The organism is Streptomyces sp. NPDC093568 (assembly GCF_044764945.1).
Taxonomy (GTDB): domain Bacteria; phylum Actinomycetota; class Actinomycetes; order Streptomycetales; family Streptomycetaceae; genus Streptomyces.
Window position 1 is genome coordinate 267,444 of the sequence record NZ_JBIWJD010000001.1, and the last position, 14,358, is coordinate 281,801.

General features: G+C 71.8%; 13 protein-coding genes. 5 read left to right on the forward strand and 8 right to left on the reverse strand.

The features are described from left to right. Positions 1-17 precede the first annotated feature (17 nt). The 7 genes from ACIRD7_RS01140 to zapE form a co-directional block, all read right to left on the reverse strand. Entirely contained in the window at positions 18-875 is an 858-nt protein-coding gene (locus ACIRD7_RS01140) for a polysaccharide deacetylase family protein (RefSeq protein WP_403448009.1), read from the reverse strand. Between the two features lie 89 nt (positions 876-964). Next, positions 965-2,440 (reverse strand): serine/threonine-protein kinase, encoded by a 1,476-nt coding sequence (locus tag ACIRD7_RS01145; protein WP_403448012.1) that lies wholly within the window; start codon positions 2,438-2,440, stop codon positions 965-967. A 62-nt stretch (positions 2,441-2,502) separates the two neighbouring features. Next, on the reverse strand, positions 2,503-3,891 hold the full coding sequence (locus ACIRD7_RS01150; RefSeq protein ID WP_403448014.1) for a PhoX family protein: 1,389 nt from the start codon (positions 3,889-3,891) through the stop codon (positions 2,503-2,505). Between the two features lie 89 nt (positions 3,892-3,980). Continuing rightward, a complete protein-coding gene (locus tag ACIRD7_RS01155; protein WP_403448017.1) occupies positions 3,981-4,898 on the reverse strand; it encodes a slipin family protein in 918 nt (305 codons plus the stop codon). A 99-nt stretch (positions 4,899-4,997) separates the two neighbouring features. After that, a complete protein-coding gene (locus ACIRD7_RS01160; protein ID WP_403448019.1) occupies positions 4,998-6,455 on the reverse strand; it encodes a SulP family inorganic anion transporter in 1,458 nt (485 codons plus the stop codon). A 5-nt stretch (positions 6,456-6,460) separates the two neighbouring features. After that, complete coding sequence (locus ACIRD7_RS01165) at positions 6,461-7,039, reverse strand: carbonic anhydrase (RefSeq protein ID WP_403448022.1); 579 nt, start codon at positions 7,037-7,039, stop codon at positions 6,461-6,463. A gap of 654 nt (positions 7,040-7,693) precedes the next feature. Then, entirely contained in the window at positions 7,694-8,803 is a 1,110-nt protein-coding gene (zapE, locus tag ACIRD7_RS01170; protein WP_403448025.1) for a cell division protein ZapE, read from the reverse strand. 37 nt (positions 8,804-8,840) lie between these two features. Between zapE and ACIRD7_RS01175 the strand changes: the two genes are divergently transcribed. The 5 genes from ACIRD7_RS01175 to ACIRD7_RS01195 all read left to right on the forward strand — a co-directional run bounded on the left by ACIRD7_RS01175 (position 8,841) and on the right by ACIRD7_RS01195 (position 13,208). Further along, positions 8,841-9,668, forward strand: a complete 828-nt coding sequence (locus tag ACIRD7_RS01175; protein WP_403448028.1) for a pyrimidine reductase family protein — start codon at positions 8,841-8,843, stop codon at positions 9,666-9,668. Between the two features lie 144 nt (positions 9,669-9,812). After that, positions 9,813-10,286 carry an indole-3-glycerol phosphate synthase gene (locus tag ACIRD7_RS01180; RefSeq protein ID WP_403448030.1) on the forward strand — a complete coding sequence of 158 codons (474 nt, stop codon included), beginning with the start codon at positions 9,813-9,815 and terminating at the stop codon, positions 10,284-10,286. Between the two features lie 193 nt (positions 10,287-10,479). Then, positions 10,480-11,862 (forward strand): UDP-N-acetylmuramate--L-alanine ligase, encoded by a 1,383-nt coding sequence (murC, locus tag ACIRD7_RS01185; RefSeq protein ID WP_403448033.1) that lies wholly within the window; start codon positions 10,480-10,482, stop codon positions 11,860-11,862. A gap of 18 nt (positions 11,863-11,880) precedes the next feature. Continuing rightward, on the forward strand, positions 11,881-12,288 hold the full coding sequence (gene msrB / locus ACIRD7_RS01190; RefSeq protein WP_403448036.1) for a peptide-methionine (R)-S-oxide reductase MsrB: 408 nt from the start codon (positions 11,881-11,883) through the stop codon (positions 12,286-12,288). A gap of 173 nt (positions 12,289-12,461) precedes the next feature. Next, positions 12,462-13,208 (forward strand): PP2C family protein-serine/threonine phosphatase, encoded by a 747-nt coding sequence (locus ACIRD7_RS01195; protein ID WP_403448039.1) that lies wholly within the window; start codon positions 12,462-12,464, stop codon positions 13,206-13,208. 14 nt (positions 13,209-13,222) lie between these two features. On the opposite strand, the gene ACIRD7_RS01200 is transcribed toward ACIRD7_RS01195, so the two are convergent. After that, the gene (locus tag ACIRD7_RS01200) at positions 13,223-14,251 is read right to left on the reverse strand and encodes a YbhN family protein (protein WP_403448042.1); all 1,029 of its coding nucleotides are present in this window, start codon (positions 14,249-14,251) and stop codon (positions 13,223-13,225) included. Between the last annotated feature and the right edge of the window lie 107 nt (positions 14,252-14,358).

A 14,358-nucleotide genomic window follows, 5' to 3' on the forward strand; every position in this document is an offset into this window, starting at 1 on the left:
TCTCCAGCGTAGGACGCTCACCGCGAGGCGCTCACGGCGCCGATCAGCTCGGACACCTTCACCAGCCGGAAACCCCGCGCACGCAGCTCCGGCACGACCCGGCGGACCACCCGCTCGGTCGTCGGCGCGGCACTGCGCGTGCAGTGCAGCACCACCACGGACCCGGGCCGCACCCCGCCCAGCACCTCTTCGGCGACCGCGCGGGCGTCCGTCGCGAACGCGTCGCCGCTCACCACGTCCCACTGCACGGCCGTGACGCCCACCGGGGTCAGCTCCCGCAGCGCGCGCCGGTCGTAGCAGCCGCCCGGAAACCGGAAGTACGGCATCGGCTCACGGATCCCCACCTTCCGGAACACCCGGTACGCCCGCTCCACGTCGGCCCGCATCCCCTCCTCGCCGATGGTCGGCAGCCCGTAGCAGTCGTCGGTGAAGGCGTAGTGGCTGTACGCGTGGTTGGCGACCTCGAAGAGCCGGTCCCGCCCGATGGACCGGGCCTGCTCCGGGTACTCCTCGGCCCATCGCCCGGTCATGAACACGGTCGCCGGCACCTTCAACTCCCGCAGAGCCGCGATCAGTCCGGGGTTGTCGAACCGCTCGCCCCGCGCGGCCCGTGGCCCCTGATCGGCGGTCATGTCGGCGTCGAAGGTCAGCGCGACGGTCTTCTCCCCGTCCCGCGGTCCGTGCTCGAAGACGGCGGTCGTGCCCGCCGGGCCGGGCGCGAGCGTCGGCGGCCGGGCCGAGGACGACGCGCCGGCCGTGGCACTGGGCGCCGGGCTCGGAGCGCGGGTCGCGTCCTCCGCCGCACACGCGGCGAGCGTGCCGAGCGCCGCGCCCAGGGCGCAGACGGCGGTGGCACGTCGTACCAGAGTGATCACCGAATGAACATATGATGATCACATGCTCATTTCGGTACGCCGCCGGGTGTGCCGGTGGCGGATCACCCGCCCGGCCGCTCGGTCGTCCGTCAGTCGGTGCTGCGCGCGCAGGTCCCGGTCGGCGCGGTGGCCGGCGGGCGGCACTGGAGGGTGAACTCGGCCGGATCCGTGCTGAGGTAACGGCCGAGGCAGGTGTTCACGGTGGTGCGGCCGTGCTCGGCGCAGTAGCGCAGGGCGGCCCGGCCGTCGGTGAAGGGGCCGGGGGCGTAGAACACCCAGTAGCCCTTCCGCAGGGAGGCGTAGTCGTCGCTGCGCAGGACGGCGGCTTCCGGGACCGACTCGCGGATCGTGGCGAGCCGGCGGTCGCGGTCGGCGGCGCCCAGGGACAGCGGCTCGGAGTGGAGCTGGGCGATCCAGCGGCCCGTCGATGTGCCGGCGGGGGTGGGGGTCGGGGAAGAGGTTTCCGACTTGGGGGAGGGCTTCTGCTTAGCCGGGGTGGGGGCGGATGTCGTGGTCGGGGAGTCCTTGCCCGCGTCGGCCTTCGCGCCGCCGTCCGTGTCGCCGGGGCGCAGGGCGAACACCAGGGCCGTGGCGGCGGCGACCGCCAGTGCCACGGTCGCGGCCACCACGAGAGGCGTGCGGCGGCGGGCCGCGCCGACCTGCTGCGGGACCGTGGGGCGCGGGGTGTCCAGGCGAGTGGGAGTGGGCGGCGTGGGCGGCCCCGCGTACGTCACCGTCGGCTGCACGGCCCTGTGCGGCGCCGTCCCCGACTCCACCTGCGCCAGCATCGAGTCCAGCCGGGCGGCGTCCGGCCGGGCCGCCGGGTCCCGGACCAGCAGCGCGTCGAGCACAGGCGTCAGCGGGCCAGAGCGGGTGGGGGCGGGGAGCGGGTCGTCGAGTACGGCGGCCAGGGTGGCGAGCGTGGTCGGGCGGCGCAGCGGGCTGACGCCCTCCACACAGACGTACAGGACCACGCCGAGCGACCAGAGGTCGGCCGCCGGATCGTCGCCATGGCCCCGGATGCGCTCCGGGGCCATGTACTCGGGCGAACCGATGAGCTCGCCGGTGGCCGTGAGGCCCGTCGTGCCCTGCAGGGCGGCGATGCCGAAGTCGGTGAGCACGGCGTCGCCGTCGGTGTGCAGCAGGATGTTGGCCGGCTTGACGTCCCGGTGCTGGATGCCCGCCGCGTGCGCGGCCCGCAGCGCGGCGAGCACCTGACGTCCGAGCCGGGCGGCCTCGACGGGAGTCAACGGGCCGTCGTCGAGACGGCGCTGCAGCGAGACACCCGGCACCAGCTCCATCACGATCCACGGATGCGGCTCGGCGGCCACGATCTGATGGATCGTCACCACATGCGGATGGCTCAGCCGGGCCAGCGCCCGCGCCTCGCGCATCACCCGCTCACGCATCACGCCGACCGTGTCCGCGTCCGACCGCACCGCCTTGAGCGCGACCTCGCGGTGCAGCACGGTGTCACGGGCCCGCCACACGGTGCCCATTCCTCCGCTGCCGAGCCGTTCCAGCAGTTCGAAACGGCCGTCGACGAGATCCCCCGGTGCGTTCATGCCGCACAGGTTAGAGGACGTGGTGGAGCCGGGGCTTTAGGGGTGAGCCCGTGATCAGGCCGTCACTTGCGCCAGGGTCCCGTCACCGCGAAGGTCGTCCCCGGTGTGTAGCAATTGACGTACATCGTCCCCCCGTCGGGCGAGAAGGTGACCCCGGCGAACTCGCCCCATTCCGGCTCCTCGGCCGTACCGAGGTTCTGGGCGTTGCGGGCCATCGCGTAGACCTCGCCGTGCCGCGTCACGCCGAAGACGTGCTGGGCGCCGTTGCCGTCCTCGCACACCATGAGGCCGCCGCCGGGGGCGAGGCAGATGTTGTCGGGGGACTCGCCGGGCAGCTCGACGTTCGTGTCGGGGCCGAAGACGATCACCAGCGTGAGGCGGCGCGCGGCGGGGTCGTAGCGCCAGATCTGGCCGTAGTGGTCCGCCGCCGAGCCGTCCGCGCTGCGGGCGAAGGAGGAGACGAAGTAGACGCTGCGACCGCCCCAGTAGCAGCCCTCCAGCTTCTGCGCGTGCGTGATCCCCTTCGGGCCGAAGTCCTGGAGGCGGATGGGGGTTCGGGTCGCGAGCGGGTCCGGTACGTCGACCCACTCGATCTTCCCGAAGCTCGTGCCCGGCTCCTGGATCGTCGACAGGTCGGGTACGCCCGGCACCCGCATCGCCTGGAGCCGGCCGCCCGCGCGCAGGCTGCCGAGGCTTCCGCGCGGCTGGTGGGGCAGGAAGCGGTAGAAGAGGCCGAACGGCTTGAGGAAGGCGTCCTCGGTCTCGTAGACGACACCGCTGTGCGGGTCCACCGAGATCGCCTCGTGCTGGAAGCGGCCCATCGCGGTCAGCGGGACCGCGCCCGAGCGGAGCGGGTCGGCCGGGTCGACCTCGAAGATGAAGCCGTGGTCCTTGGTGTATCCGTTGGTGCCCGCCCGGTCCTCGGTCTCCTCGCAGGTCAGCCAGGTGCCCCAAGGGGTGGGCCCGCCCGCGCAGTTGACGGCCGTACCGGCGATGGCGACCCGCTCGGACAGGACGTTGTCGTGCCGGTCGAGGGTCAGGGCCGTACAGCCGCCCTTGCCGGCCGGGTCGTACGTGAGGCCCTCCACCGTCGGGACGGGGACCCGGGCGGCGGCGCGGTTCTCGTGGTTGCGGACCAGGTGGACGCGGCCGTGCCGGCCGGGCAGGGCCGTCATGCCGTCGTGGTTGGAGGGGACGGGTCCTTCACCGGAGCGCAGCGGGTCGCCCTCACGGGAGAGGACCCGATAGCGGAAACCTTTCGGCAGGTCGAGCAGGCCCTTCGGGTCGGCGACCAGCGGGCCGTAGCCGGCATGGCCCAGGTTCTGCGCGGCGGCGGTGCCGGCGAAGAGTTCGGTGAGGTTTCCGGCGAAGGCGATCGAGACGCCCAACGCGCCCGTGCGGGCGAGGAGCTGACGACGTGTCGAACCACCGGCTGAAGTGTTTTCGGACATGGGGCAGCCTTCCTGCTGGCGGACAGGAACTGTGACCCGCCGTGTCTATCACCTGGTGCCGACCTCGGGAACCACGCGCGTAGCACGTGTCACTGCGTCGAGGCGTCGTCGATGATGTCCTCGATCGTCCGCTCGACCTCCCGCTCGGCCGCGGGCTCGACGGCCGGCTGGGCGCCCTCGTCCGCGGAGCCGGAGCCACTCTCCACGGCGCGAGTCGTCTCGCTCTTCGGGGGAGGCTTCGCTTCCTGGTCCTTGCCTCCTTCCAGGAAGCGGAGCAGCTCCACCGGGATCGGCAGGACCAGGGTGGAGTTCTTCTCCGCCGCCACCGCCATGACCGTCTGGAGCAGCCGCAACTGGAGCGCGGAGGGCGCGTCGGCCATCTGGTGGGCGGCCTCGGCAAGCTTCCGGGAAGCCTGGAGTTCGGCGTCGGCGTTGATGATCCGGGCCCGCCGCTCGCGGTCCGCCTCGGCCTGCCGGGCCATGGAGCGCTTCATCGACTCCGGCAGGGACACGTCCTTGATCTCGACGCGGTCCACCTGCACGCCCCAGCCGATGGCCGGGCTGTCGATCATCAGCTCCAGGCCCTGGTTGAGCTTCTCGCGGTTGGACAGCAGGTCGTCCAGATCGCTCTTGCCGATGATCGAGCGCAGGGAGGTCTGCGCCATCTGCGAGACCGCGTACTTGTAGTCCTCGACCTTGATCAGCGCGTTCGCCGCGTCGATCACCTTGAAGTACACGACGGCGTCCACGCGTACGGTGACGTTGTCCCGGGTGATGCCCTCCTGGGCCGGCACCGGCAGCGTGACGATCTGCATGTTGACCTTGTGCAGCCGGTCCACGATCGGAACGATCAACGTGAATCCGGGGGGTCGTACGTCTCCCACCAGCCGCCCGAGCCGCAGGACGACCCCGCGCTCGTACTGCTTGACGACCCGCGCCGCGGCCGCGACGTACACGACGCCCGCCGCACCCACACCCGCGACGATGCCCAGTACTTCCTCGACCATGACGACCTCCTCGCCGAGAGGTCCGTTGCGTATGCTCCTGCAACGATATGCCCGGAATCTGGTCCGGGGCCATGGGCGGCCCCGGACCAGCGGGGCACGTCAGGGTGAGGTGACCCGGACCGGCTCGGTTCCCGCGGAGCTGTGCCGCTCGGCCCAGTTCTCCAGGGCCGTACGGCAGGCGTGGTCGAGATGGTGCAGCCCGGACAGGTTCAGCACGACCGGGCGGTCCTGGGGCAGGGCCTCCAGGCTGTCGAGGATCTTCGGCAGCCGCAGGAAGGTCGCGTTGCCCGACAGGTACGCCTGGATGGGGCCGGCGCCCTTGTCGATGACCTCCAGCTTCACGTGCGAGGCCTCCCAGGCGGTCTTGGCGACCGACAGGCCCAGGCCGATGAGCACGCCCTCGAACATGTTCACCGCGACGATCGACACGGCGGTGACGACGAGGATCAGCGCCTCGCCCCGGTGGCCCCGCCACAGGGAGACGATCCCGCGGAAGGGGATCAGCTTCCAGCCGGCGTGGACCAGGATGCCGGCCAGCGCGGGGATCGGGATCAGCGCGAGCGCGGCGGGCAGCAGTGCCGCGAACAGCAGCAGCCACACGCCGTGCATCACCCGGGACGCCTTGGTCTTCGCGCCCGCCTGGACATTGGCGGAGCTGCGCACGATCACCGCGGTCATCGGCAGCGCGCCGAGCACACCGCAGACGGTGTTGCCCGCGCCCTGGGCCATCAGCTCCTTGTCGTACTCGGTGCGCGGCCCGTCGTGCAGCCGGTCCACGGCGGCCGCGCTGAACAGCGACTCGGCCGACGCGATGAGCGTGAAGGCGATGATCGTGGCCAGCACGCCGACGTTCGCGAGTTCACCGAAGGCGGTGAGGGACGGCGGCTGGACGGAGCCCAGCAGGCCCTTGACCTCGACGGTGGCGACGGGCAGTGAGAAGACGGCGGCGACCAGCGTCGCCAGCCCGACCGCGGCCAGCGGACCCGGCACGGTGCGCACCTGACGCGGCAGCCGCTTCCACAGCACCAGGACGGCGACGGTGCCGGCGCCCAGCGCGAGCGAGGCCAGCGCCTCGGTGTTCCCGGCCGCCCGGGCGAGCGCGCCCGGCAGCCCGGCTATCTTGTCCAGGCCCGAGGCGGGCGCCTTGGCGTCGACGGCCGCGTAGAGCTGGCCGGCGATGAGCACCAGGCCGATACCGGCCAGCATGCCCTCGACGACGGAGACCGAGATGGCCCGGAACCAGCGCCCCAGCTTCAGGGCGCCCATGAGGAGCTGGAGCAGGCCGGTCGCCAGCACCAGCACACCGAGGACCGGCAGCCCGAACTGCCGTACGGCCTCGAAGACCAGCACCGTCAGACCGGCGGCCGGTCCCGAGACCTGAAGGCTGCTGCCGCGCATCATGCCGGTGACGATGCCGCCGACTATGCCGGTGACGAGTCCGAGCTCGGCCGGCACGCCGGAGGCGACGGCCACGCCGACGCACAGCGGCAGCGCGACCAGGAAGACGACCAACGAGGCGGCGAAGTCCTGCCGCAGGTGAGGGAACTTGGTCAGCATGCCGGTCACAGCGCCTCGAACGCGTCGGTCTCGGCGTCGTGGGCGTGCACGGCGCCCTTGTGCACCTCGTAGTACCAGCCGTGCAGGGTCAGTTGACGCTCCTTCAGCTTCTTTTCGATGAACGGGTACGAGCGCAGCCGCAGCAGCTGCGTCAGCACATGGGCCTGGACGCCCTCGGCGACCTCCGGGTCCTCGGTGGCTCCCGTCGGGCGCGGATCGGCCTGCGCGAGCCAGTCGCGCACGGCCGGCACGGCGTCCAGGTCGTCGCCGCGCACCAGCGCGCCGACGGCTCCGCAGTGGGAGTGGCCGCAGACCACGATGTCGCTGACGCCGAGGACCTCCACGGCGTACTCGATGGTGGCCGCCTCGCTGGTGGGGTGCTCGGAGGCGTACGGCGGGACGATGTTGCCCGCGGTGCGCAGCTCGAAGAGCTCGCCGGGGCGGGCGCCCGTGATCAGGGCCGGTACGACCCGGGAGTCGGAGCAGGTGATGAACAGGACCTGTGGGGACTGCCCTTCGGCCAGTTTGGCGAACTCCTCAGGGCGCTGTCCGAAGGTACGGGCGTTGTCGATGAGGGGCTGCATGTGTGGTGACTCCTCCTGGCGCGCCTCAATGGCGCGTCGGGGTTTACATGACAGGGGTGGGGGGACTGCTCCGCCGCTCAGCAGCGGAAGGTCTGAAGCCCCGCCGGGGTGTGGGACGTCGAGGGTCTCGACGTGCGCCGGTGCGCGCCGGCTTCGGCCGGCTGGTGCGCGGACGCGGAGTCCCGGGAGAGCAACGGTCTGTCGGGCGCCTGTGGCCCGGAGTCGGTGCAGCGCAGCTGGTCACGGGTGCGCAGTGGACCGGTCGGGTCCCCGTCACCTGACGGGACGCAGGGGCGTGACGTGAGGGTTTCGTCGCGCGGCGCCTTCCCGGAGGGCTTGGTTCCGGGCTGGGCCTTGGCCTCTGCCTGACTCGCTGTGTATGCGTGTGCGAAGGCCGTGCCGGGTGCGAAGAACTGGAGGGCGAGCAGGACGGCGGCGAGGATCGAAATCGGGGTCCGGGCCGTCGTACCTCGGAACATGCGCCCCCCTCCAGTCAGTCCACACCTCATGCACGTGCCAACACTTGGTCAACCGTTGGTCAAGAAACACGTTAACCCGGCAACGTTGTTTGCAGGGTTAACTTAACGTTTCGAGCTGAAGAGAGCCTGAAATGCGAGGGTGACTTGGCTTGAACCGCCCCTTGACCAGGGGCAGTTACTGGGTTACCAGGCTCTTGGCGTCGCGGGCCAGCGCGGTGAGTCGCGAGATCGCGCGGAAGTACTTCTTGCGGTAGCCGCCCTTCAGCATCTCCTCGCTGAAGAGCTGGTCGAAGGGCAGTCCGGAGGCCAGGACCGGGACTTCACGGTCGTAGAGCCGGTCGGCGAGCACCACGAGCCGCAGGGCAGTGGACTGGTCCGGAATCGGCTGGACGTCGGTGAGGCACACGGCTTTCAGGCCGTCGGTCAGCGCGCCGTAACGGCTGGGGTGGACGCGCGCGAGGTGCTCCAGCAGATGCGGGAAGTCGTCGAGCGAGGCGCCCTCGGTGGCGTACGCCGTCTTCGTCACCTGTTCGTCGGAGAAGGGCGCCGGCGCCTCGGGCAGGCCGCGGTGGCGGTAGTCCTCGCCGTCGATGCGCAGGGCGCGGAAGTGGGCGGACAGGCCCTGGATCTCGCGCAGGAAGTCGGCCGCCGCGAAACGGCCCTCGCCCAGCTTGCCGGGCAGGGTGTTGGAGGTGGCGGCGAGCGCGACGCCCGCGTCGACCAGCTTGCCGAGCAGGGTGGAGACGAGGACGGTGTCGCCGGGGTCGTCGAGCTCGAACTCGTCGATGCAGAGCAGGCGGTGGCCGGAGAGCGTCTGGACCGTCTGCTGGAAGCCCAGGGCGCCGACGAGGTTGGTCAGCTCCACGAAGGTGCCGAACGCCTTGAGGGACGGCTCGGCGGGAGTGGCGTGCCACAGGGAGGCCAGCAGGTGGGTCTTGCCGACGCCGTAGCCGCCGTCGAGGTAGACGCCGCGCGGGCCGGCCGGGACCTTGGGCGCCTTGGGCCTGCCGAACCCGAGGAATCCGCGCCGGGCCTTGCCGGCGCCGGTGGCGTGCGCACCGCCGAGCCCGCCCGCGAACTCCTCCAGGACACGGACAGCCTCGATCTGGCTGGGCTGGTTCGGGTCCGGGATGTAGGTGCTGAAGCGGACCGAGTCGAAGCGGGGCGGCGGCACCATCTCGGCGACCAGCCGGTCCGCCGGGACGTGCGGCTCGCGGGCGCACAGGGACAGCGGGCTCGCTTCGGTTATCGGGCTCGGCCCGGAGGCGGCGGTGGAGGACGACACGGGTCACCATGGTAAGCGCCGTGCCACACTCCTTGACATGCGACGCCTGTTCCCTGTGACCGACGAGACAGCAGCGAGGACCGTTCGTGAGGGGGCCGGGGGTGATGAGGCCCGAGGGGGGCATGAGGGCCTGGACCGGGAGTGGAGCCTGGCCGAGCTCGCCGGCGCCTACGCCTATCCGGAGCCCGGCCCCGGCGAGCGGGTGCCGTGGCTGCGGGCCAACATGGTGTCCACGCTGGACGGGGCCGCCCAGCACGACGGCCGCTCGCAGCCCATCTCCACGGCGACCGACATGCGGATCTTCGGCACCCTGCGGGCGCTGGCGGACGTGGTGATCGTCGGCGCCGAAACGGTACGCCAGGAGGGGTACCGGCCGGCCCGTGAGCGGGCGGAGTTCGCAGAGGCGCGCGAGGCGGCTGGGCAGGGCCCCGCACCCGCCATCGCCGTGGTCAGCGCCGGCCTCGACCTGGACTACGGCCTCCCGCTGTTCACCTCGCCCCTGGTGCCCACCCTGATCCTGACGGGCGCCGCCGCGGCTCCGGACCGGAAGGCGGCGGCGGAGAAGGCGGGAGCCCGGGTGGTGATCGCCGGTGACGGCGTCGGCGTGGATCCGGTCCGCGCCGTCCGGGCCCTCGCCGAACTCGGGCACACCCGGCTGCTGACCGAGGGCGGGCCGCGGCTGCTCGGCCAGCTGGTGGCCTCCGGAGTCCTCGACGAGCTCTGTCTGACGATCTCCCCGATGCTCACCGCGGGCGACGCCCAGCGCATCGCGGGCGGGCCCTCGGTGACGGTGCCCGGGCGGTTCGAGCTGGTGTCCCTGCTGGAGGAGGAGGGTTTCCTGTACAGCCGGTACCGGCGGACGTGAGATCCGCTCGGAAATGGGTTCTATAACTGTCGTGGTCCGGGAAACGGCGGAATCAGCCGTTCCGTTTAGCTTCCGCCGGGCACACTAAAACTCGCAGTCCCCGTGCGAGCACGGGGCAGGATGGTTCCGCAGAAGGGGCGCCCGGTGTTCACAAGCGTTTTGATGATCGAGAAGGCCCTGACGTCCGCCGACGTGGAGTTCGTCACCACCTTGCACGGGGACGAGGAGGTCTCCTTCCACGTGCTGCTCCAGCCGCGCGGCGAGCAGGCCGACAGATTGCTGCGCGCCATCGACGACATCGCGCTCGGGGAGCTGGACGAGGCCGTCCGGGAGGGCGAGACCCCGGAGGGCGAGGAGGCGATGAGCACGGGGGAGCGGGCCCTGGAGGTCTCGCTCACCGCGCTGCGCACGGCCGGGGCGCAGGCCGAGGGGCGGCTGCTGGACGACCATCCGCTGGACGCGCTCAGGACGGTGGTGGACGAGGTCGGTGCGGACGAGGTGATCGTGCTGACCGATCCCCACTACGTGGAGGAGTTCTTCCACCGGGACTGGGCCTCGCGGGCCCGGCACAAGGTGGGAGTGCCGGTGCTGAAGCTGTTCTCGCACAGCAAGGCGTAACGCTGCCGCTGGGCCGGGCCGTGGGCGCCGTAGGAGCTGGGCGGTTCGTCGGGCGCGGCTTTGTGGGGGCTGATCGCGCAGTTCCCCGCGCCCCTTGGTCGGCACACTGCCCGGCGCCCCATTGCCCAGCGCCCGCGGGAGCACCCAATAGGCTGGTGCCTCACCGTCGTATCGCACTTCTGGGAGAACACACATGGCACCCGGCATTCCCACCGCCATGGACCGACCTCACTTCATCGGCATCGGCGGGGCCGGGATGTCGGGGATCGCGAAGATTCTCGCGCAGCGCGGGGCCAAGGTGGCCGGCAGCGACGCCAGGGAGTCCGCGACCGCCGAGGCGCTGCGGGCGCTCGGCGTGACCGTGCACATCGGGCACGCGGCGGAGCACCTCGCCGACGACGCCAGCTGTGTCGTCGTGTCCTCGGCGATCCGGCAGGACAACCCCGAGCTGGCCCGCGCCGCCGAGCTGGGCATCCCGGTGGTGCACCGCTCCGACGCGCTCGCCTCGCTGATGGACGGGCTGCGCGCGATCGCCGTCGCCGGTACCCACGGCAAGACGACCACGACGTCGATGCTGGCCGTCTCCCTCAGCGAGCTGGGCCTGAAGCCGTCGTACGCCATCGGCGGCGACCTCGACGCCCCCGGCTCGAACGCCCTGCACGGCGACGGTGAGATCTTCGTCGCCGAGGCGGACGAATCGGACCGCAGCTTCCACAAGTACGAGCCCGAGGTCGCGATCGTCCTGAACGTCGAGCTCGATCACCACGCGAACTACGCGTCGATGGACGAGATCTACGAGTCCTTCGTGACGTTCGCGGACTGCATCACCGAGGGCGGCACGCTGGTGATCTCGGCCGACCAGGACGGGGCGCGGGAGCTTACCCAGCGGGTCGCCGGGACCGTGCGAACGGTGACGTACGGCGAGGCCGAGGACGCCGACGTGCGGGTGCTGTCCGTCGTGGCGCAGGGGCTGAAGAGCCAGGTCACCGTCCTGCTGGACGGCCAGGAGCTCACCTTCGCCGTCTCCGTCCCCGGCCGCCACTACGCCCTCAACGCCGTCGCCGCGCTCGCCGCCGGCGCCGCGCTCGGGATCCCGGCCGCCGAGCTGGCCCCGGCGATCGCGGCCTACACGGGTGTCAAGCGCCGCCTCCAGCTCAAGGGCGAGGCCGCGGGCGTGCAGGTCATCGACTCCTACGCCCACCACCCGACCGAGATGACGGCCGACCTCGAGGCGATGCGCGCGGCGGCCGGGGACGCCCGGATCCTGGTCGTCTACCAGCCCCACCTGTTCTCCCGGACCCAGGAGCTCGGCAAGGAGATGGGCGACGCCCTCGCCCTGGCGGACGCCTCGCTGGTCCTGGACATCTACCCGGCCCGCGAGGACCCGATCCCCGGCATCACCAGCGAGTTGGTCATCCAGGCGGCCCGGGCGGCCGGCGCCGAGGTGACGGCGGTCCACGACAAGGGCGAGGTGCCCTCGCTCGTCGCGGGAATGACAAAGCCCGGTGATCTCGTTCTCACCATGGGCGCGGGCGACGTCACCGACCTCGGCCCGCTCATCCTGGACCGCCTGTGAAGTGAGGGGCACACACACATGTCGTACGACGTCGAAAAGCCGGACGAGCAGTGGCGCGCGGAGCTGACCCCGTCCGAGTACGCCGTCCTCCGTCAGGCCGCCACCGAGCCCGCCTTCACCGGTGAGTACACCAACACCAAGACGACGGGCGTCTACTCCTGCCGGGCCTGCGGCGCCGAACTGTTCACCTCCACCACGAAGTTCGAGTCGCACTGCGGCTGGCCGTCCTTCTACGACCCGAAGGACACCGACGCGGTGGAGCTGATCGAGGACCGTTCGCACGGGATGGTGCGCACCGAGGTGCGGTGCGCCCGGTGCGGATCGCACCTCGGGCACGTCTTCGAGGGCGAGGGGTACGCCACCCCGACCGATCAGCGGTACTGCATCAACAGCATCTCGCTGCGGCTGACGCCGGACGAGGGCTGATCGCCTCACGCGCACGCTCCGCACCGACGCCGGCTGTGGCAACGATCACTCGGCGGCCCGGCGCGGGGGCGTGCGTGGCCGCGCTGGCACGGGGGACACGGCTGTTCCTAGACTCGTAGTCGGAGGTCCGGCCAGGTGGTGTCCCCGGTGCGGGAAGGCGGTGGTGGCGCCTCATGTCGTACGTCGCCGTGAGTGCGATCAGTCATCCCGGGCTGCTGCGTGAGCGCAACGAGGACAGCCTCGTCGTCGGGCCGTGGACGCTGTGCGGGACCGTGACCGAGAACCCGCAGACCCTGGTCTTCCCGCTCGGCACCCCCCTGGTCGTCGCCGTCGCCGACGGCCTCGGCGGGCATCCCGGCGGTGATGTGGCCAGTTCTCTGGTCGCCCGCCGGATGGCGGCCCTGGGACCCGCCCTGAGCAGCGAGGTCGCCGTCCGTGACGCCGTGAACGCCTGCAACCTCGCCGTGTACCAGGCGGCGGGCGGTGAGGAGCGCAGTGAGCTCTCCGGCATGGGAACGACGATCGCCGGGGTCGTGGTGCGGCCGGAGTCGCTGCTCGTGTTCAACGTGGGCGACAGCCAGGTCTTCGCGGCCTCCGGCGCCGAACTGCGGCAGCTGAGCGTCGACGACAGCCCGCCGCATCCGCCCGGCCGCACCACCACCCTCGTCACCCAGAGCCTCGGCGGCTCGCTGACCTACCGGGCCGTCGCTCCCCATGTCTCGGCCGAACCCCTGGCGTCCGGCGACCGCTTCCTCATCTGCTCGGACGGCCTGACGGACCCGGTCGCACCGGACGTCCTGGAGGAGATCCTCGACGAGCACGAGGACGGCCGTGCGGCCTTCGAGCTGTGGAAGGCCGCGATCGAGGCGGGCGGGCCCGACAACATCACCGTGGCCCTGGTGCGGGTCGGCAAGGAGTAGCGGGGGCGTCGGGTTCAGAGGATCTTGCGCTGGACCATGACGGAGAGCACCAGCGCGCCGGGCAGGAGCGGTACCCAGACCGTCAGGATGCGGTAGCCGATGACGGTGGCCGCGGCCAGGCCCATCGGGGCGCCGAAGGTGACCATCGTGAAGACCAGGGCCGCGTCCACCGGGCCGATGCCGCCGGGCGCGGGCACGGCGCCGACGGCGGTGCTGGCGAGGAGGAGCGCCAGGGTCACCTGCGTCCACGACAGCGGCAGGCCGAGCGCGAAGCCCACCGAGGCGATCACGCTCGCCTGGAGCAGCGGGGTGGCCGCGGCCCCGCCCCACAGGGCGAGGACCCGGCTGGGCCGGGTGTGCAGGATCCGGGCGTCGGTCAGGGCGGTGCGTACGAAGCCGAGGAGGGGGCGGCGCAGCGGCCGTACGGCCGTCACCAGTACGGCCGTCGTGCCGAGGACCGTCACCACGCCCGCGGCGACCAGGACCAGGGTCCGCCGGTCCGGTATCAGTTCGCCCAGGTGCAGCAGCTCGGGGAAGGCGATGAGGAAGCCGAGCAGCACGGCGGTCTTCGCGATCGGTTTGACCAGCGAGTACAGGGCGAGGGACGCGGTGCCCCGGGCCAGGGGGATGCCCTGGCCCTGGAGGAAGCGCAGGGTGACGGCGTGGGCGCCGATGCTCGCCGGCAGCACGTGGTTCGCGGCGCCGGCCGCGAACTGCGACGCGAGCAGCAGGCCCGGCGGCAGCCGCTCCGGTATGGAGCCCTGACGGACCAGGGCGGCGACCACCCAGCCCATGCAGGTGAAGAAGAGGCCGGCCAGTAGCCACCAGGGGTCGGCGGTGACGAGCCGGGCGGCGCCGTCGCGCACGGTGTGCCAGTCGGCCGCCGCCCACGCCCCGATCAGCAGGAGCGGGAGGAGCGTCAGCGCGTGGCGGACCAGGCGTGCGGGCGCGAACAGGGAGCGGACCGGGGTGGCGGGAGCGGCGGAGGCGGTGGGGCAGGCGGGCAGCGGTCCGGGGAGATCGCTGAGCGGGAGCGAGGACACGGCGCGGTCGTCCTTCCGCGTCACAACCCGCGCGCGGACGCGGGGCGGACGGCTAGAGGGCGAGGGCAGGAGGGGACGACGAGAACGTGCCCGTTCGATGTGACGCG

Bases quoted from the DNA above. Each gene is read 5' to 3' on its own strand.
- ACIRD7_RS01145 (WP_403448012.1), bottom strand. From the start codon at position 2,440: ATGAACGCACCGGGGGATCTCGTCGACGGCCGTTTCGAACTGCTGGAA.
- ACIRD7_RS01150 (WP_403448014.1), bottom strand. From the start codon at position 3,891: ATGTCCGAAAACACTTCAGCCGGTGGTTCGACACGTCGTCAGCTCCTC.
- ACIRD7_RS01155 (WP_403448017.1), bottom strand. From the start codon at position 4,898: ATGGTCGAGGAAGTACTGGGCATCGTCGCGGGTGTGGGTGCGGCGGGC.
- ACIRD7_RS01160 (WP_403448019.1), bottom strand. From the start codon at position 6,455: ATGCTGACCAAGTTCCCTCACCTGCGGCAGGACTTCGCCGCCTCGTTG.
- ACIRD7_RS01165 (WP_403448022.1), bottom strand. From the start codon at position 7,039: ATGCAGCCCCTCATCGACAACGCCCGTACCTTCGGACAGCGCCCTGAG.
- ACIRD7_RS01175 (WP_403448028.1), top strand. From the start codon at position 8,841: ATGCGACGCCTGTTCCCTGTGACCGACGAGACAGCAGCGAGGACCGTT.
- murC (WP_403448033.1), top strand. From the start codon at position 10,480: ATGGCACCCGGCATTCCCACCGCCATGGACCGACCTCACTTCATCGGC.
- msrB (WP_403448036.1), top strand. From the start codon at position 11,881: ATGTCGTACGACGTCGAAAAGCCGGACGAGCAGTGGCGCGCGGAGCTG.
- ACIRD7_RS01195 (WP_403448039.1), top strand. From the start codon at position 12,462: ATGTCGTACGTCGCCGTGAGTGCGATCAGTCATCCCGGGCTGCTGCGT.